At 62.8% G+C, this 18491-nt stretch carries 22 protein-coding genes; 10 read left to right on the forward strand and 12 right to left on the reverse strand.

The annotated features are described in order from the left end of the window. Positions 1-71 precede the first annotated feature (71 nt). Together FFS35_RS12870 and FFS35_RS12875 are read left to right on the forward strand one after the other, a co-directional pair. Positions 72-1370: an MFS transporter gene (locus FFS35_RS12870; protein ID WP_171007622.1), complete on the forward strand. Its 1299-nt coding sequence runs from the start codon at positions 72-74 to the stop codon at positions 1368-1370. Positions 1371-1395: 25 nt separating this feature from the next. Next, positions 1396-2184 (forward strand): SDR family oxidoreductase, encoded by a 789-nt coding sequence (locus FFS35_RS12875; RefSeq protein WP_137787501.1) that lies wholly within the window; start codon positions 1396-1398, stop codon positions 2182-2184. On the opposite strand, the gene cofC is transcribed toward FFS35_RS12875, so the two are convergent. From cofC to FFS35_RS12910, 7 genes are all read right to left on the reverse strand, one after another. Then, complete coding sequence (gene cofC / locus FFS35_RS12880; protein WP_137787502.1) at positions 2150-2767, reverse strand: 2-phospho-L-lactate guanylyltransferase; 618 nt, start codon at positions 2765-2767, stop codon at positions 2150-2152. The genes FFS35_RS12875 and cofC overlap by 35 nt on opposite strands. After that, positions 2764-3699 (reverse strand): 2-phospho-L-lactate transferase, encoded by a 936-nt coding sequence (gene cofD / locus FFS35_RS12885; protein WP_137787503.1) that lies wholly within the window; start codon positions 3697-3699, stop codon positions 2764-2766. Before cofD ends, cofC begins: the two co-directional genes overlap by 4 nt. Next, positions 3696-4427 (reverse strand): coenzyme F420-0:L-glutamate ligase, encoded by a 732-nt coding sequence (gene cofE, locus FFS35_RS12890; RefSeq protein WP_349290326.1) that lies wholly within the window; start codon positions 4425-4427, stop codon positions 3696-3698. The genes cofD and cofE overlap by 4 nt, the downstream gene beginning before the upstream one ends. A 32-nt stretch (positions 4428-4459) precedes the next feature. Next, on the reverse strand, positions 4460-5119 hold the full coding sequence (gene npdG, locus FFS35_RS12895) for an NADPH-dependent F420 reductase (protein ID WP_137787505.1): 660 nt from the start codon (positions 5117-5119) through the stop codon (positions 4460-4462). Between the two features lies 1 nt (position 5120). Then, positions 5121-7436 carry a 5-amino-6-(D-ribitylamino)uracil--L-tyrosine 4-hydroxyphenyl transferase CofH gene (gene cofH, locus FFS35_RS12900; protein WP_249341615.1) on the reverse strand — a complete coding sequence of 772 codons (2316 nt, stop codon included), beginning with the start codon at positions 7434-7436 and terminating at the stop codon, positions 5121-5123. A 30-nt stretch (positions 7437-7466) separates the two neighbouring features. Continuing rightward, a complete protein-coding gene (locus FFS35_RS12905) occupies positions 7467-8093 on the reverse strand; it encodes a flavin reductase family protein (RefSeq protein ID WP_137787507.1) in 627 nt (208 codons plus the stop codon). A gap of 158 nt (positions 8094-8251) precedes the next feature. Beyond that, positions 8252-9469, reverse strand: a complete 1218-nt coding sequence (locus FFS35_RS12910) for a fumarylacetoacetate hydrolase family protein (protein WP_171007623.1) — start codon at positions 9467-9469, stop codon at positions 8252-8254. On the opposite strand from FFS35_RS12910, the gene FFS35_RS12915 reads away from it, so the two are divergent. Continuing rightward, the gene (locus FFS35_RS12915; protein WP_171007624.1) at positions 9462-10697 is read left to right on the forward strand and encodes an NtaA/DmoA family FMN-dependent monooxygenase; all 1236 of its coding nucleotides are present in this window, start codon (positions 9462-9464) and stop codon (positions 10695-10697) included. The two genes, FFS35_RS12910 and FFS35_RS12915, sit on opposite strands and share 8 nt — an antisense overlap. On the opposite strand, the gene FFS35_RS12920 is transcribed toward FFS35_RS12915, so the two are convergent. Next, complete coding sequence (locus tag FFS35_RS12920; RefSeq protein ID WP_283214572.1) at positions 10648-11406, reverse strand: hypothetical protein; 759 nt, start codon at positions 11404-11406, stop codon at positions 10648-10650. The two genes, FFS35_RS12915 and FFS35_RS12920, sit on opposite strands and share 50 nt — an antisense overlap. Positions 11407-11551: 145 nt before the next feature. Between FFS35_RS12920 and FFS35_RS12925 the strand changes: the two genes are divergently transcribed. From FFS35_RS12925 to FFS35_RS12955, 7 genes are all read left to right on the forward strand, one after another. Continuing rightward, positions 11552-11821, forward strand: a complete 270-nt coding sequence (locus FFS35_RS12925; protein ID WP_010165246.1) for a metal-sensing transcriptional repressor — start codon at positions 11552-11554, stop codon at positions 11819-11821. Positions 11822-11968: 147 nt separating this feature from the next. Next, positions 11969-12301, forward strand: coding sequence for a metalloregulator ArsR/SmtB family transcription factor (locus FFS35_RS12930; protein ID WP_137787510.1), 333 nt, complete (start codon positions 11969-11971; stop codon positions 12299-12301). Positions 12302-12312: 11 nt separating this feature from the next. Continuing rightward, the gene (gene arsC, locus FFS35_RS12935; protein ID WP_137787511.1) at positions 12313-12741 is read left to right on the forward strand and encodes an arsenate reductase (glutaredoxin); all 429 of its coding nucleotides are present in this window, start codon (positions 12313-12315) and stop codon (positions 12739-12741) included. Beyond that, positions 12741-14027 carry an arsenic transporter gene (locus FFS35_RS12940; protein ID WP_137787512.1) on the forward strand — a complete coding sequence of 429 codons (1287 nt, stop codon included), beginning with the start codon at positions 12741-12743 and terminating at the stop codon, positions 14025-14027. Before arsC ends, FFS35_RS12940 begins: the two co-directional genes overlap by 1 nt. After that, positions 14024-14347: a YnfA family protein gene (locus tag FFS35_RS12945; RefSeq protein WP_137787513.1), complete on the forward strand. Its 324-nt coding sequence runs from the start codon at positions 14024-14026 to the stop codon at positions 14345-14347. The genes FFS35_RS12940 and FFS35_RS12945 overlap by 4 nt, the downstream gene beginning before the upstream one ends. After that, positions 14347-15093 (forward strand): arsenical resistance protein ArsH, encoded by a 747-nt coding sequence (gene arsH / locus FFS35_RS12950; protein WP_137787514.1) that lies wholly within the window; start codon positions 14347-14349, stop codon positions 15091-15093. Before FFS35_RS12945 ends, arsH begins: the two co-directional genes overlap by 1 nt. A gap of 1 nt (position 15094) precedes the next feature. Further along, the gene (locus FFS35_RS12955; protein WP_137787515.1) at positions 15095-15283 is read left to right on the forward strand and encodes a hypothetical protein; all 189 of its coding nucleotides are present in this window, start codon (positions 15095-15097) and stop codon (positions 15281-15283) included. Between the two features lies 1 nt (position 15284). On the opposite strand, the gene FFS35_RS12960 is transcribed toward FFS35_RS12955, so the two are convergent. The 4 genes from FFS35_RS12960 to FFS35_RS12975 form a co-directional block, all read right to left on the reverse strand. Then, positions 15285-15791, reverse strand: a complete 507-nt coding sequence (locus FFS35_RS12960) for an Abi family protein (protein WP_137787516.1) — start codon at positions 15789-15791, stop codon at positions 15285-15287. 911 nt (positions 15792-16702) lie between these two features. After that, the gene (locus FFS35_RS12965) at positions 16703-16951 is read right to left on the reverse strand and encodes a hypothetical protein (protein WP_137787517.1); all 249 of its coding nucleotides are present in this window, start codon (positions 16949-16951) and stop codon (positions 16703-16705) included. Between the two features lie 234 nt (positions 16952-17185). Further along, entirely contained in the window at positions 17186-17986 is an 801-nt protein-coding gene (locus FFS35_RS12970; RefSeq protein ID WP_137787518.1) for a hypothetical protein, read from the reverse strand. Further along, the gene (locus FFS35_RS12975) at positions 17983-18486 is read right to left on the reverse strand and encodes a hypothetical protein (RefSeq protein WP_137787519.1); all 504 of its coding nucleotides are present in this window, start codon (positions 18484-18486) and stop codon (positions 17983-17985) included. The genes FFS35_RS12970 and FFS35_RS12975 overlap by 4 nt, the downstream gene beginning before the upstream one ends. Positions 18487-18491 lie beyond the last annotated feature (5 nt).

Raw genomic sequence — 18491 nt, forward strand, 5'->3', positions numbered from 1 at the left:
CTTTCCGGAGAACCCGCGTCACGACGGGGCCAGTTGCGGAGGATGCGATGGAACGAGCGAAGCAAGCAGCGATGACCGTCGAGTTCCGGCAGAATTGGCGGCCGCTGTTGGGCTGCGCGATCGGTCTCGCGTTCGGCGCCTCCATCCTATTGTATATCAACGGCGCATTCGTCACGGCCTTTCAAAAGGATTTCGGCTGGTCGCGCAGCCAAATGGCGACCGTCAGTTTGATCAACGTGCTGACGGTCATCCCCTTCTCTCCGGTCGCAGGTGCGATCGTCGATCGGTTCGGCGTCAGGAGAATCGCCGTCATCGGCCTGCTGGGTCTGGCGCTGGGGTTTTTCCTGCAGTCGAGGATGTCGGGCTATTTTCCCGAATATATCGCCATCAATATACTGATGTGCACTACGGGCCTGTTTTCAACCAGCCTGTGCTTCTCGCGGCTCATCAACGAGCGGTTCGACGCGGCCCGGGGGATGGCCCTGGGCGCCGCGGCGATGGGATCGGGACTGATGGGCGCGGTGGCGCCCCCGGTCCTGGCGCACGTCATCGGCAGCCACGGATGGCGAGCCGCCCTTGTCTATATGGCGCTCGTGGTGCTCGCCGCCATTCCAGTCGTATGGCTTCTGCTGGGCCAAGACCGCCGAACCGCGAAGGACTCAGCGGCGACGCCCGTCGCCGGCGACGTTCCGGTTTCCGTAGTCGCCATGTTCCGCGACACTCGTTTTGTCAGGCTGTCACTGATTTTCTTCTTCATGGCGCTCGGCGTTACCGGCTTCACCTTTCACCTCATCCCGATGCTGACCGACGGCGGAATGTCTCCGGTCGGCGCGGCAAGTGTTCAAGGCATCTTCGGTCTGGCCATGATCAGCGGCCGGATCGTCTTAGGGTCGACTGTCGACACCTTCTTCGCGCCACGTATCGCGGCCTGCATCGTGCTCGTCACCGTCGCTGGCATCGCATCGTTCAGCGTCGTCGGCATGCCTGCCGCCCCCTTTTTCGCGTTCGCCATCGGATTCTCGATGGGCGTCGAGGGCGACCTGATCGGCTATCTCAACGCCCGCTATTTCGGCCTGCATGGCTATGCAAAGCGCTATGGCGTCCTGTTCAGCGTCTATCTGTTGGCCAACGGGTTGAGCCCGGTGCTCATCGCATTGGGCGCGGAGCAACTCGGCGGCTATCGTCCCACGCTTTGGCTGTGCGCGGCGGCCACCTTCATTCCGGTCATCCTGCTGCTGACGGCACCGCCCTTCGATGCGTCTCGCCAGACCGGCCAACGCCGCTTGGGCTGGCCGTTGCGCCGCGGACCCGCGCCCATTTCGTTTGCCGAACCGATTGACGATCAGCCTCGCGCGACGCAACGTTCGTGACATCCGCACAGAGGAATTGAGCAACATGGACACGAGCAAGTTCTTCAGCCTTGGAGGGCGCGTCGCGCTGATCACCGGCGGGTCGCGCGGGATCGGCAAGATGATCGCGGCGGGGTACATCGCGCAAGGGGCCAAGGTGTACATCTCGTCGCGCAAGGCACCGGCATGCGAGGAGACCGCGGCGGAACTCGGGCCGAACTGCATCCCGATCCCGATGGACGTGTCCACGGTCGATGGCTGCAAGGCGCTGGCTGCCAAAATGGCGGAACATGAGGATCACCTCGACATCCTGGTCAACAACGCCGGTGCCGCCTGGGGCGTGCCGTTCGAGGAATTCCCGGAAAGCGGCTGGGACAAGGTGATGGACCTTAACGTCAAGTCGCCGTTCTTCCTCACGCAAGCGCTGCACGGCATGCTGAAGGCGAAGGCGAGCCATGACCGGCCGTCGAAGGTCATCAACATCACGTCGATCGACGGGCTGCGGCTCAACCCGTGGGAAACCTACAGCTATCACGCCTCCAAATCGGCGCTGATCTACCTGACCAAGCGAATGGCGGCGCGACTGATCCAGGACGGCATTATCGTCACCTCGCTTGCTCCTGGCGCGTTCGCCAGCGAGATGAACAAGGCCGCGCGCGACCATGGCGACGAGGTCGCGCGGCGCATCCCGATGCGCCGGATCGGCACCGACGAGGACATGGCGGGCGCCGCGATCTTCCTCGCGAGCCGCGCGTCGGACTATGTCGTAGGCGACACGCTGGTGGTCGACGGCGGACTGGTCAACGCTGCGCTTGGAACATCGGTCGACGCTTAGGCGAAGACCACTCCTCCGCCACGCGCATCGCGCCGATCCTCGAATAAATTTCGTAATCGTCGGGCGTATCGACATCCATCGCCAAACCGCGCCGGTTGACGACGCGCGCGCCAGGACCGGCAGCCGTCAAATGACGCCCGAAGCTGTTGGCGCCGAAGCCGAAGTTAAATCCGCCGGACATGGCAAGCGCGATCGCATTGGTCCCGGTTCGATGCCGGTCAGGCGCAATGGCGATGCCACTCGCCGCGGCGGCGAACAGCGCCGCCAAATCGTCGACCGACATAAGCGGCAGGTCGGCGTGGACGACGAGCATCGGCGCGGGCACGATCGTCGTCGCCAGTGCATTGAGTTCGACGTTCAGGCCTTGCCCCGCGTCATGTCGAAAGCCGTCGGTCCATCCGTCTGGCTGAACGTCGGATAACAGGATGATTTCCGCGATCTCACGGCACGACTGCAGGACGCGATGCACATGAGCGAACATCGCGTCGGTAAGTTGGCGGCGCTCATCGACCCGCAGGTGTTCGGCCAACCGCGTCTTGCGCTCGCCATGCCCCTTCAGCGGGATGACCGCCGTCCACGTCATCCGCGCACCTGATCGGCGAGCGCCAACGCTTCGGACGCCACGCGCGACCGGTCGGCGAGCGTGACCATCAACGTGTCCGCCGAACGGGTCGGTACGGCCAAGGTAACGGCGTCGTCCTGCTCGTCGATCAGCAGGCCATCGATCATACCGGCGTAATGTTCGGCTATACTCGCCGGCGTCGCCGCTATTCCGAGCTCTGCCATCAGCTTCGCCGTGGGCCCCTTCACGGCCTGCCCGGCGATAATCGGCGAGACGGCAATGACGGGCGCGGTCGCTGCGCGCAAAGCGACGCGGATGCCCGGTACGGCAAGGATCGGGTCGATGCTGAGATACGGGTTGGACGGCGCAACGATGATTGCACGAACATCCGGATCGCCGATCGCATCGAGCACTGCCGGCGTGGGTGCTGCATCTGCCGCGCCCTGAAACGTGACGGCGCTGACGACAGGCTCGCACCGCCGCTGCACGAAATAGTTCTGGAAAGGCAGTTCGCCTTCGTCGGTCTGCAGATGGGTCGAGACACGATCATCGCTCATCGGCAGAATACCGACGTCCACGCCCCATGCGCGCGCGAAGTCGGCGGTGATCCGCGACAAACTGTCGCCCTGTGCCAAACGGGCGGTGCGCAGGACATGTAGCGCCAGGTCGCCATCGCCCAGCTGGAACCAGTCTTCGCCCCCAAGCGACCGGACGGCATGCATGAACGCCCACGTCTCGCCCTCGCGTCCCCAGCCTTGTTCGCGATTAGCCTTGCCCGCCAGCGTGTAGAGCAACGTGTCGATGTCCGGCGACACGGCAAGACCCAGATGCCGAAAGTCGTCGCCCGTATTCACGATCGCCGTGATCGCCGCGGGTGGCATGACTTGTGTCAAGCCCAGAACGAGCTTGGCGCCCCCTACCCCGCCCGTCAAAACGACGACTTGTTCGCTCATCGGAACAAATCCTCTTCGATCGGCCGTACCAGTGCCGACGCCGGCGACGATCGACCCGGCGGAGGCAGTCCCCGGACAAGAGCGGCCGGAATGCCTTCGGCCCCCTCGCCCGTTGCCAGCCCTGCCGCAGTTGCGATCATGTCGCCCATTGCGATCTGGGTCACTTCCAGAAGGCGACCGTCGCGATCGTGCTCGCCGCGCTTGTCGACCAACGACGGCAAGCCGCTGACGCCGATCGCGACGCATACGACGCCGTGTCGCCACGGCCGTCCGAAGCTGTCCGAGATCACAATGGCGGGCTGTCGAGCGAACCGCGTGGCGAGCTCCCCCCGCAGGCGATCGGCCGACTCATCCGCGTCCTCGGGCAACAGCAACACCCGATCGGCGCTGCCGCTCCCCAGATTGGACCGGTCGATGCCCGCGTTCGCCATCACGTACCCCTTGCGATGGCGCGTTATCAGGACATGCGGCGCCGCACGCACGACGGCCGTTGATTCGGCCAGCACCGTCTCGACCAGGCGGGCGTCTTTGCGGGTGATGTCGGCGATCCGCAGCGCCTCCGGGCCCGGCGTGACGGCAGCCAAGTCGACAAACCGCCCCTCCGCCTTGGAAACGATCTTTTGCGTGACGACCAACACGTCGCCAGGTCGATCGTCGAACGCCGCGAGCGCCGCGTCCAACATGGCGGCTAGATCGTCCCCCGAATGGACTTCGCCGATCGACGCCAATGGATGTATCTCGATCATATAGCGCGACGGTGTCAGCTGCCGGGAGCGATCAGGTTGCCGGTGATCCTGATCCCTGCCCCATCCACGCTATAGGTCTTGTTCATGAAGATCAGCACCGACGTCAGCGCTTCCGCGGCGGCGGAATTGGCCAGGGCTCCGCCATGCAAGCCGCGCAGGCCGACGGCATCGGCAAGCTCGACCACCACGGCACGCGCGTCCTTATCGTCACCGAAGACCAGGACATCGCAATCGACGATTTGATCGGTGATGAGCTTATGAGCGGCAACGCTGTGGAACGCCGATACCAGGGTCACATCCTCGCCCAGGAAGGATTGTGCCCGGACCGCGGCGCTGCCTTCTGTGGGCAATTGCACGCGCATGACCTTGGGCGGCACCAGCGGAACCGTGGTGTCGACAACGATCTTGCGGGAACAGAATGGTGCGATATCCGCCAGGGTCGCCTCTTGCGCACCGAACGGCACAGCGACGATAATCACGTCCGCCGCCGACGCGGCGTCGGCGTTGTTCAGGCCGGTCAGCCCGAACCCCAGCTCGCGCGCAGTCTGTTCGGCACTCTCCGCCGATCGCGAACCGATGATGACTCGTCGTCCCGACTTGGCCAGCCGCCGCGCCAGGGCCGCGCCGAGCTTGCCGGTACCGCCGATGACGGCGATCGTCGCATTATCGTTCATGTCATGCTCCAGCTGGCGCGACCGAGCCCGGCGCGACGGATCGGTACAATGTCGTCCGCTGACGGGCCACGCCGCCGGCCTGCGCCGCGAGCTGCGCCATCTGCGCCGGATCGCACAATTGTCCGTTCCGGCCGCCCGCAGCACGCGTGATCGATTCATCCATCAACGTGCCGCCCAAATCGTTGGCACCCGCCCGCAAGGCCGCGACGGCCCCGTCGTGACCAAGCTTTACCCAGCTGGCCTGGATGTTCGATATCAGCGGGTGGAGCACCAGACGCGCCACCGAATGCATTAGCAGCGCCTCGCGAAAGCTCGGCCCCGCCCGCGCCTGGCCCTTGCGCCACATCGGCGCCTCCATGTGTACGAACGGTAGCGGGACGAATTCGGTAAATCCGCCAGTATCTTCCTGCAGATCCCGGATCGCCAGCAAATGGCGCGCCCAATTCACATAGCCATCGACGTGACCGAACATGATGGTCGCCGTCGACCTAAGTCCAACGCGATGCGCGGTGCGCATGACCTCGAGCCATTCGCTCGCGCTCACCTTGTCGGGACAGATGATCGCCCGGATTTCATCGTCGAGTATCTCCGCTGCCGTCCCCGGCAACGTCGACAGCCCGGCGCGGCGAAGCTGGCCGAGATAATCCTCCAGCGGCAGACTCAGGGTGGTCGCGCCGTGAGTCACCTCCAATGGGGAGAAAGCGTGGATGTGGATCGATGGCGCAGCCTCGCGGACGGCGCGGAGGACGTCGAGATACGTGTGACCATCATACGCCGGATGGATGCCGCCCTGCAGGCAAACTTCGGTGGCGCCGCGCTCGACCGCTTCGGCTGCGCGCCGTCCGACTTCATCGAGATCCAACCGATAAGCGGGGCCGCGTTCGGCCCGGGTGCTGCCCTTCGAGAATGCGCAGAAGCTGCACTTGTACAGGCAGATATTTGTGTAATTGATGTTCCGGTTCACGACATAGGTGACATCATCGCCCACCGCCGCGCGCCGCACGTCATCCGCCGCGTCGGCGACGATACCTGCATCATGCCCGTCCGCTTCGAACAGCGAGACGATATCGGGGATCGAAAGCCGCTCGCCGGCGCGCGCGCGGGCGATCACATCGTCCAGCTGGCTTGTCCGTTTCGTCGCTCCGCCGTCGGTAATGGCCGGTATGCTGTCGCCGGTGCCAGCATGCCATTGATCGACGATCGGCAAGCCGCGAGCATCGACTTGGCGGCGCACGATGGTCGCCAACGTGGGGTCGAGCCACCGTTCCGGATCGCGCGCGAAGACCGGAGCGACCGCCAGTCGTTCCCGCAGCAGCCGCCCCGCCTTGGCCGTTGCCTCCGTCAATGCGTCCAGATGCGGCCATGGGGATTCGGGATTTACATGATCCGGCGTGACGGGCGAAACGCCGCCCCAATCGTTCACGCCGGCACGCAACAAGATCCCCAGTTCCTCGGGCTGATGGAGGTTGGGGGGCGCCTGGATGGTCATCGCGGGATCGAGAATTAGGCGCGCGACGGCGATCGTCCACACATGCTCGTCGAGCGATGGTTCCGGATGATCCACCATCTTGGTGCCGGGCTTGGCCCGAAAGTTTTGGATGATGACTTCCTGGATGTGACCATAGCGACGATGCAGATCGCGGATCGCGATCAGCGCCGCGATGCGCTCGGCGCGTGTTTCACCGATGCCGATCAACAGACCGGTGGTGAAGGGGACGCGGGCTTCGCCGGCGGCCTCGATCGCGGCGAGGCGGTGCGCCGGCGCCTTGTCCGGCGAACCGAAATGGGGGCCGCCCTTTTCGGAGAGACGATCGGCGGTCGTTTCGAGCATCAGCCCCATGGACGCGGCGACGGGGCGGAGCACGGCATAGTCCGCATCCCCCATCAGTCCGGGATTGAGATGCGGCAACAGGCCGGTCTCCGCCAGCACCGCTGCCGCGACTTCCTGCAGATAGGACAGGGTCGTGGCGTGTCCCAATGCGGCGAGCGCGTCTCGCGCCACGGCGTATCGCGCTTCCGGCTGGTCGCCGAGGGTGAACAGCGCTTCTCTGCACCCCGCCGCCTCGCCGGCCCGCGCGATCTCGATGACCTCATCCTTCGTCAGATAGGCGGATGCCACCGTTCGCGGCGTGTGAGCGAACGTGCAATAATGGCAAACGTCCCGGCACAACTTCGTCAGGGGGATGAAGACCTTGCGCGAATAGGTAACGAGCGGGCCATGGACCTTCAGCGTCAACGCTTCGGCCTCCGCCGTCAGAACATCGAGCGGTATTGGGTCGAACGTCGCGGCAAGCGCCGCAACCTCCGAGCCAACCATAACACCCTCATCACCCATCCCACCCTCGCCTCATCCAAAGATCATTAAAACTTCTTCCGGCGTCGGGCGCGGCAGGCTGAAGACCCGCCCCACGGCACCGTAGTCCAGATACCCGAGCCGACACAGCGGGTCGGTCCTTTTGACGTCGACCATGCCGTCGACGATGACGCTGTCGTCGATATACACCTCGACCACTCGGCCGATGACGATCGAACTGTTATAATCCACGCCTTCATAGGCCGGCATGACGATCGTACGTTCATATTTGCATTCGATGGCGATGGGCGAGAGCTTTACGCGAGGCGGCGCGACTTGGACGGACGGCTCCAACGCCAACTCCATGGCACCGGCCTCGCTCTCTTCGGCGTCGAACGAGGCGGACGACGAATTGACATATTGGCGCAAACCGTAGGTGGCCATGTTGGCGACGAATTCGCCTTGCTCTTCGGCATTGGCCTGACTGTGTCGCCGCGTACCGCTCGTGAACATCAGATACGACGGCCGATGGCCGACGATATTGAAGAAGCTGTAGGGTGCCAGATTGACGACGCCCGACTTGGTCAGCGTCGTGATCCAGCCGATCGGGCGCGGCGCGACGAGCGCCAGATACGGATCGTGCGGCAGTCCGTGATTGTCGAGGTCCGGCTGATACCGCATTCATCAATCCTCTCCGGCCGCCGCCATCCCTGCGCGTTGCGACCGACTTCCTTGGCAGTGCAGGGTTACTTTGGGAGCCCGGCATGGCGGGGCAACGAGTATCTGCGCGATGCCACGTTGCATCGATAACCGGCCGTTACGATCGACGCTTGGATGCACTAGCCGGCGACCACAGTCTGTCGGATCGCGCCGAAAATGGACGCGCCGTATCGATCGAGCATATCGATGTCGATTTGGTCGCCACCGCTCAAGTAACGCGTGGTCGGCGCCCCGCCTTGTCGCTGTTCGATGAGCCGTCGTTCGGCGATACAGGCGCCCCCGATGTCATCGTCGTAGTTCGACAGGGTGCCCGCCGCCAGTACGGTTCCGGCCGGCAACGGCTTATAGGTCGCGCAATACGACACAAGGCGCGGAAAACCGAAACTCGCGTCCCGACCACCATCGGGTGCGCCAATCAGCACCCCATTGACGTGGCATACCAGCGGTAGCTTCAGGAGCTGGCCGTCCCACGCCTGGCCCAGTTCGTCGGGCGTGACGGCAACGGGTGCCATCGTCGGATAAGGCTTGGCGAAAAGCGTCACGGATCGGCCTCGCTTCGCCGTCTCAGCCAGAACCGTTCGGAGACTGATATCGTTGATGATCGTGATTAGCCGGATGTGTCTTGCCGCTTCCGCTTCATCGGCGCCGATCGGCACGTCGTCGAGGATCACCCCAACCTCGCCTTCGATATCCATCCCGACGTCGCCCGCCATTAGCGGCAGTGGATCGCGACCGCCGAGAAACACCGATACTCGTTCGCCCATCAGCGGTTCTTGCGAGAAGTCTTCAGGCAGGCTCACGCCGCGAAGGGCGCGAGCACGCTCCATATGCGAAAGGTATGAAGTACCGTCGATCCAGCCGAATGCTCGAGGCAATGGAGCGGCCAACAGGCTAGCGTCGAAAGCGACTGCTCCATCAGCCTCGCCGCGTTCCACTTCGTCATATAATTGTTCGAGGCGCGGCGCGATTGCATCCCAATTGTCCAACGCCGCTTGCATCGTCGGCGCAATATGACTCGCTCGGATCATTCTGGTGAGGGTGCGATCGACCACCATCAAGGTGCCATCGCGCGTTGCGTCCCGAAGAGTGGCAAGCTTCATGACGGTTTCCTTACCCAATTCGTTCTTCGAGCGTGGGGATAAGACGACAAGCGGTCGCCGACGCGGGGAATTTATACGAACCGATGTCGCACAAACGACGGGCGCCCAAATCATCCCGGAGCAGGCCGCATAGCCGTGCAAAATTGCTTCGCAAAAATTCGCGTGGCCATCGACGCGGAGCTCTGCGACGGACAGCGTCGATAAAGCCATTCCGGAGAGGATGAGACGTATGCCCAAGCCGCTGCATTTGGCGCTATTCGGAGCCGCCGGCCCCCAGGAAAATTGGTTCGACAACAGCCTATATGATTGGCGGGATCCGGCGCTGGATCGTGATATCGCGAAAATGGCCGAGCGCGCTAAGATCGACATGATGTTCTTTGCCGATACGCTGGCGATCCCCGAGAATTTCAACAACAGCTATGAATATGGCGTGCGGATCGGCGGGACGCAGATGGACCCGCTGCTGACGCTGGCCAACGTGGCGGCCGTCACCAAGCATATCGGCCTGACCGCGACCGTTTCGACGATCTACCCACCCTACATCGTGGCGCGGCAACTTGCGACGCTCGATAGTCTCAGCAACGGTCGCGTGGGATGGAATGTCGTGACCAGCCATGACGCAGCCGCCGGCCGAAATTTCGGCGTGGAATTGCCGCCGCACGACTTGCGATACGACATTGCCGACGAACATTTCGAGCTGTGCCAGCGGCTATGGGCGAGTTGGGAACCTGGGGCGCTGCTGAACGACTATGAAAACCGGGTCTTTGCCGACCACACGAAGGTACATCGCGTCGATTTTGAGGGAAAATATTTCAAGTCGCGCGGCCCGTTCAATCATCCGCCGATGCCACAGGGCAGCCCTGTCATCATCGTCGCCGGTAGTTCGGAGCGCGGCATTCGCTTCACCGCCGAACATGGCGAAATGACGATCGGGCATAAGAGCTCGATCGAAGACATGAAGAAGCTGACGACCGACCTTCGCGCCGCGCTAGTCAAGGCCGGCCGGGATCCCCATGCCTGCAAGGTCTTTTTCTCGATCCATCCCTGGATGGGAGAAACCGAGTCCGAAGCCAAACAACGTATGCAAGACAATGCGGCACGGGCCAATATCGAGGACGGCGTTGCCCGCTTGTCATATCTGCTCGGCATCGATCTCAGCAAGTTCGACTGGGACAAGCCGCTGCCCAACGATCTCGAACTAAATGCCATGAAGGGCAAGATCATCCAGGAATCCACCGGCCAGAATGCGAAGACCATCCGTGAACTCGCCCACGCGGAAGCCGCACGCGAGGACATGCCGATCTACGGTTCGTACGGCCAGGTCGCCGAATATTTGGGCTGGCTGGCCGAAGAAACCGGCGCCGACGGATATCACTTCCGTCACGCTACCAAGGATTTTGCCTATGTCGTTCAAATCACGGCAGGACTGATCCCCGAACTGCGCAAGCGTCGCCCGCCACCTTGAGACCGTCCATCGGCTCCCCATGGTTGTGATCGTGTTCGGCGAATGTGAGATCATAGTCGTGGCTGTGACCGCCATGTCCGAGCGACACCCGAGCTGCAAAGGCGTGCGGCTCGGGGATCTCTTCAACGCTCTCGATAAAGTCGCCGCGATCGACGAAGCGGAAGGTCTGCGACCGTCCCTCGTCGCGGGTCGTGGTGACGGTCACGTCATCCGCCTTCCAACCGCCCTTGCCGAAGTGCGCGCGCCAGCGAGGCGGTACGCCGTCCTCGAAGATTTCGAGACGCATCATGCCGTGGCCGGTATCGATTGAGCGGACCTCATCCTCGCCATGATGATGATGGTGATCGTGGGCCGCTTCCGCCTTCTGGTCCGCGCGCGTGCGCCAGACCATCCAGAGGCCGATGCCAAGTACGATGACCGCAGAGCCGAGTAACAGGTAAGGCTCGGTCGTCTCGGTGTTGATGCCGCGGCCAAGATACTGTCCACCGAGCGCAATCCCCCAAACGATCGCAGTATGCGACAAGGCCGCGCACAGACCGAGCAACACGGCTTGGCCGACCGTGCCGCGCACCGCGATAATGAACGCGGCCATCATCGTTTTGGAATGACCGGGCTCCAAACCATGCAACGCGCCCAGCAGCAGCGCGCTCGGGATGAACAACCACAGGTTCGTACTGCCCTGCTGAATAAGGTCTGCAAACGAGGTCATCATGCTTCCCGATGTTTCAGAGCGTCCAAACGATAGCTTTGCCTGAGTGCCGCGATCAGGCTTCTGTATCCCCCCAGGGGGATTGAGTCTATCCCCCTGGGGGGATACTCGACAATCGTTCAAGGAATGTCCTACATGGGGTGACATGGCCCACAGCGATCATTCCAGTCATCCTGCCATCATCAAGCGGCTGAACCGTGCGAACGGCCACCTTCGGAGCATCGTCAGCATGATCGAGGAGGAGCGCCCGTGCGTCGACATCGCGCAGCAGCTTCAGGCGGTCGAGAATGCTATCGCCAGCGCCAAGCGCGCGCTCATCAACGACCATATCGATCATTGCCTTGTCCACGCAGAAGAGGGCGAAGGGACCAAGGCCGCAGTGGAACAGTTCCGAGCAATCTCGAAATATTGGTGACACGGCTCAGCACGAAGCCGAACGTCATCACGACCAGCGATCTCGTCCTTCCGCAGCTTTGATGATCGCCCTGCATCGCAGGTAGCGGTTCGTACCGAATGTCACGGCGAGACTTTCACTGCCATTGATATCCGCTATGCTGGATATATGGAAAACGAATCGGCAATCTCAGCACTCGGTGCGCTCGCACAAGGGACACGTCTAGACGTGTTTCGCCTGTTGGTGCGCCACGAGCCGGATGGCTTGGCGGCGGGCGAAATTGCCCGCCAACTCGAAGTGCCGCAAAACACCATGTCCGCACACCTCGCCATTCTGGCCCGTGGCGGACTGGTACGATCCGAACGGCATAGCCGCTCAATCATCTACCGTGCAGATCTGGGTGGCCTGCGCGCGCTCACACTGTTCCTCGTCAAGGATTGCTGCGCCGGTAGTGCGGAGCTGTGCGCCCCGCTGATCGCCGAGCTTACCCCCTGTTGCTGAAAGGACGCCCCGTGGCCGTCGACATCGTCATCTATCACAACCCCGAATGCGGCACGTCGCGCAACACGCTCGGCCTTATCCGCAATGCCGGCATCGAGCCGCATGTCGTGGAGTATTTGAAAACCCCGCCAGCTCGCGCGCTATTGGTCGAGCTGATCGACCGCGCCGGCATGACGCCCCGCGAGCTGCTGCGCGAGAAGGGCACGCCCTATGCGGAGCTTGGCCTGAACGACACGTCGCTGTCCGACGACGCGCTGGTGGATGCGATGATGACGCACCCGATCCTCATCAACCGGCCGCTGGTCGTCTCCCCGCTCGGCGTGAAGCTGTGCCGGCCTTCCGAAGCCGTGCTCGATCTACTGCCGGGCGATCATCTCGGCGCATTCGCGAAGGAAGACGGACAACAGGTGGTCGACGCCTCGGGCCAGCGCGTCGCCTGATGCTCCTTGCCGTTCTGATCTTCATCGCCACGATCGCGCTCGTCATATGGCAACCCAAGGGCCTCGGGATCGGGTGGAGCGCGCTGGGCGGTGCCGTCGTGGCGCTGCTCGCGGGCGTCGTCACGTTGTCCGACGTGCCGGTCGTGTGGGGCATCGTCTGGAACGCGACTGCCGCGTTCGTCGCGATCATCGTCATCAGCCTGCTGCTCGATGAAGCCGGATTCTTCGAATGGGCGGCGCTCCACGTCGCGCGCTGGGGCAGGGGGCATGGTCGCCGCTTGTTCGTCCTGATCGTGCTGCTCGGCGCGGCGGTGTCCGCGCTGTTCGCCAACGATGGCGCGGCGCTGATCCTGACGCCGATCGTCATCGCCATGCTGCGGGCGCTGGGCTTCAAGGACAAGGCGACGCTGGCCTTCGTCATGGCGGCCGGGTTCATCGCCGACACGGCCAGCCTGCCGCTGGTCGTCTCGAACCTCGTCAACATCGTGTCGGCCGACTTCTTCAAGATCGGGTTCGGCACATATGCGTCCGTGATGGTGCCGGTCGATCTGGTGTCGATCGCCGCCACGCTGGGCGCGCTGCTGCTGTTCTTCCGGCGCGACTTACCGGAAGACTATGACGTAGGCGCGCTGCGTGCGCCCGGCGAAGCGATCCGTGACGTCGCGACCTTCCGCGCCGGATGGATCGTGTTGGCGCTGTTGCTCGCCGGCTTCTTCCTGCTCGAACCGCTTGGCGTGCCGGTCAGCGCCGTCGCCGCTGCCGGCGCGATACTGCTGCTGGTGATCGCGGGGCGCGGCCATGTGATCCAAACCCGCAAGGTGCTTCGCGGCGCGCCCTGGCAGGTCGTGATCTTCTCGCTCGGCATGTATCTCGTCGTCTATGGCCTGCGGAACGCCGGCCTGACCGATCATCTGGCAGCGCTGCTCAATCGCACGGCGCAAGGTGGCGTGTGGGGCGCGGCGCTGGGTACGGGCGTGATCGCGGCCGTCCTGTCGTCGGTGATGAACAACATGCCGACCGTGCTGGTAGGCGCGCTCTCGATCGACGCCACCCACGCCACGGGCGCGATCAAGGAAGCGATGATCTACGCCAATGTGATCGGCTGTGATCTCGGCCCCAAGCTGACGCCGATCGGCTCGCTCGCGACGCTGTTATGGCTTCACGTCCTCGGGCAGAAGGGTGTGCGGATCGGATGGGGTTATTACTTCCGTGTCGGTGTCACGCTGACCGTGCCGGTACTGCTGGTCACGCTTGCCGCCCTGGCATTGAGGATCACGATCGGATGACAGCCCTGATCTACATCGGCGCGGCGCTTGCCGAAATTGGCGGATGCTTTGCCTTCTGGGCATGGCTTCGCATGGGAAAGTCACCCTTTTGGCTTGCCCCCGGCATCGCCTCACTGATCCTGTTCGCATGGCTCCTGACCCGCGTGGACAGCGATGCCGCGGGACGGGCGTATGCCGCTTACGGCGGCATTTACATCTGCGCATCGCTAGCCTGGCTCGGGGCCGTCGAAGGCGTGCGGCCAGACCGCTGGGATGTCGGTGGAGCGGCGCTCTGTCTGATCGGCACCTGTGTCATCCTCTTGGGACCGCGAACCGCCTGATGCCTGTTCGAACACTATTCGACCCCTATGATCTGCCCGCGCTCGATCGACGCTATGCGATCGAACGACCTGCTCTCGGCCTCGGCGCGGGTAATCCGCCGCCACGAATCCTTCTGCTCTACGGTTCCCTGCGCGAGCGGTCATTCTCGCGGCTGTGTGTCGAGGAAGCGGCGCGGCTGCTGCAATTCTTCGGGTGTGAGACGCGCATCTTCGATCCGTCCACCCTGCCGCTTCCTGACCAACACGTCGGCGACGATCATCCGGCTGTCCACGAGCTGCGAGAGTTGTCGCTATGGTCGGAAGGACAGGTGTGGTGCAGCCCCGAACGGCACGGCCAGATCACCGGAATCATGAAGCTGCAAATCGATCATCTGCCGTTGTCGATGGGCGGGATGCGACCGACGCAGGGGCGCACGCTGGCGGTCATGCAGGTGTCGGCGGGGTCGCAGTCGTTCAACAGCGTCAACACGCTGCGCGTGTTGGGCCGCTGGATGCGGATGGTCACGATCCCGAACCAGTCGAGCGTTGCCAAGGCGTTCAACGAGTTTGACGATGCCGGGCGCATGAAGCCGTCCAGCTACTATGACCGGATCGTCGACGTGATGGAGGAACTGGTGCGGTTCACTGTGCTACTGCGCCCTCATGCGGTCCAGCTCGTCGATCGCTACTCGGAACGGAAGGAGGTCGGCGTGCCGATCGACACCGCAACGGATCTGTCGAGCATCGCGACCGCACGTCAAGTATAGCATGACAACGCCGCTCGCCCGCTTTGCGGGGGAGCGGCGCGCGATTTCGGGGCTGGTCGACGCGGAAGCTGCCGCGCCTGCCCCGGAACTCGCCGACGACGGCACCTTGGTCCCAATGGCGCGAAAGGATGCCGCGCCGGGTAATGCGGGGATAGCCGTGCCCGGCAAGGTCGCGCCCGCGGGCTCGTAGATCAGGCCCCGATCGCTTCTGCGTCCCACCCCGTCAGGAAACAGCCTTGGATGGGACTTGCGAACGGCATCACCGGGAACGCCTGCCAATGCCCCTTCATGCGGGACGGCCAGGATGTCACAGGATTGATCCGCCTGACGAAACAGCTGGCTACGGCCGCGGCACCATAGACACGCGTGCGCCGCTCCAGATCGCTACCAATATCCACGAGATGCGGTGCCTCGAACGGCTTGGGCACCAACGGCTGATTGATGACGCCTGCGTTCCACAGACGGGCGGGATGCGCGCTGATGTTGCGCACGAACGCGAGCGTCTTGATCCAGCTCACCAGCGTGTCGGGAAGACGGCCGTCGCACTTGGCGATGGCGGCACGATCTGATCGGTAAAACTGAGATGGTGTTTGGGGTAGGGCTGAAGCATCCGGCCCAGATATGACGAAGGCTGCCCCTTGATGCCAGCGGCAACAGAGGGGGCGGCCATGTTGCATCCGATATATGCGGGTGCGCATGAGGCTTCAATTAAAAGTTGAAAGCCGCTCGACCGCTGTGCGCGTCTGGAAGCCTTTGGCACGGCGCGCGCGATCCGTGAGCGCCGGTCGATAGGCAGGCCTCGCCTTATTCCTCGAATGTGCCGACAGCGCACCCTTTCGCACTGTCGTCCACCCGGGAACGTGCGCTATCCTCCTCGCCAGGGCGTCTCAAAGGTTCTGCGTAGCGTTCTTGCGGGATCTGCCGCCTTCATCACCTGCGACGCGATCGGTTTGGTAAGATCGACGCCCCTGTCCAATGTAAGGCGGCCTTTGAGCGCACCTACACCGCGCACAGTCTGAAAATTACCCGTCTTTGGGTCGCGAACCGCGGTGCTCGTCGTGGTAGGCTGGGTCTTTGCCATAGCTCGAATATACTTCGTCGCTCGCGCTGACGAAAGGTGTGCCACGTGGCACACCTGCTCTATCGAAGCCCGATTAACAGGCACCAGCGAGGCAGTTGCTCTTTTCCCTACGGTCTCTAGACACGCCATACCCGCGGCCGCTTATCAAGCGTGTCCGTTTCCCGAAAGGGTACTAGCAGACCGGGGCTGTCGTATGGGCGGCCCCGGTCTCGCCCACGCTCGGTGTGCGACTTCCCGCAGCGTGCAGGTCATCGGTCGGCGAAAGCACGAACCGGAATGCCCACACGCGAGACGCACCTCAGTAGATGTCAGGCAAAACGATGCGAGTTCGTGCTTTCGACGACCGATCGTGATCAACCGGCATTGCGCTCAAAGCGGACTGTAGCCGCAACATGAGCGATCTGCCGAAGATCGCGGGCAGGTTGGAAGGAGGATGGAGTTGCAAAGCCAAAATTCAGTCGCCGCCTGCAGAACCCTCGGAAATTCCGGTTCAGGCTGAATACCTTCTTGCGGGCTGAACGAACGAACTCAGCTTCGGCTGCCCTGCTGGTAAAGCTGTAATATAAGGGTTGGCATCAATCTCGGTGGAACGCCCTCGTCAAGCATCATTGCAAACAGATCATCGTCATCTGCCGTCGGTGCAAGCCCCTCGATGACGAGGTTCGCGCGCGCTTCCGCCAAATCGTCACGCCAAAGTGCGATTTCATCTGGCGTGCCGCGTTCAAACGTCATCGAGCGGATCTGCCTTCGCATCTCTGCTAGATCAACATTGCTCATCGTGGATCCGCCTACGTACGTTTGAGGGTGTCCTTGAACCTATACGACCGATGTAGATCGAAAAAAGGAACGGGTCAGCGTTTGCGGCGCACCGTGTCGCAAAACTCATTCTCCGGGTCCCCACCGAACATTACATGCCAAGCTCCGTAATTAGCGATAACGCTGATTCCTGCTAAAAGGATGTTGGGTTCGATCGCGGTACCGATCGTTTGGTTGAACGATCTCCTGCCTCTGTCAGTAACCGCGCCGAACGATCCAGTCAGTAACCGCATCCATCAACTGAGCCGCATTGGTGCTACCAACGACAATACCACCGTGCGGTTCGACCGAGTAGTAGCCGGTCATTGCTGCGGCACCGGCGACAAAGCCGGTTTTCCGCGCGATGATGTTCAAGGTGCGTCGATTTTCCTGCCAGTAGGTCAGGACTGATCGATGTATGCCGCCGGGTGGGCTTCCCGGATGGATAGCCTGCGACGGCCCCGTGAACGGCAGATAGCGGTGATGGGCGTGAAGCAGTGTTGCATCATACAGGCGGGCGACAAACGCGCGCATCTCGTCAACACTTCCGGCGGCTGTCACATCCTTGCACTCGATGGCAACGCGGGGACGCCCCGTGGGCACGCCACCCGCGGGCAGCGCACGAAGAGCGCGGCCGACGCTCTCAGACACGATTGCGAGGTCGATCTCGTGGCTAGCGTTGCTGCGGCCGGCGAACTGCACGCCGTTCCAAATCTCCCAGATAGGCCGACGCCGCCAGCGAAAGCCAATTGTGCTCGCGTTGTTGGTGCCCTGCGCGCTCCCGGCTACGCCAGTCGGCGCCCCGCCGCGTTGAATGAAGCGCCGATCCGCATCGCCGGGCATAATTTTCGAACCATCAGAACGCTGCAGCCAAACTTCAAAGCCGCGTGCTTTGAGCTCGCGCGCGATGCCGGTCATGACGAACAGCTCGAATGCTCGGCCGGCGCCAGCAGCGTTCTGGAGGGTCGTGACACTCCCCAATATCGCGTCCAGCGCCGTGCGAACGTTGCCGATCACGTTTCCGAAGTTCCACGCGCTTCAAGGACCCATTGGCCCAGCGCCGTCCTGAGCTTGGATATGGCCAACCGCGCTGATTCTACATCGGCGCGTCCCGCTTGGCGCTGCTCTTCCCCATAGAGGAGCACAATGATCGGCTCGCTTGCGCTAATGGCCTTCGCGCCGTCGACCGGGCCTGCAAGTATTTCAAGATTTCCCATGGCAGCCGACATATCTGCTAGCGCCGCATCGAGACGATTTGCTACAAACAACGCCGCCCACTCGATTTGTTCGTCCATGGGAATGGACTCAGCGGGTACCGTCTCTGCGGAAATTTCCTTACCGCGTTTGACGATTTCCCCCTGTCGTACTTGGTCGCGCGTGAACGCCAGCACGTCTTCGATTTCTTCGCGCTCCCGTCCGCGCCGTATGCCGTCCATCAGCTCGAAAGCGAGCCAATCCGCACCTGCATCCGCAAGCGTCGTGATCAGCGGAGCGAGCCGTGGGTCGAGACGCGACATGCGGC

Source organism: Sphingomonas sp. 3P27F8 (assembly GCF_005502745.1).
GTDB lineage: Bacteria > Pseudomonadota > Alphaproteobacteria > Sphingomonadales > Sphingomonadaceae > Sphingomonas.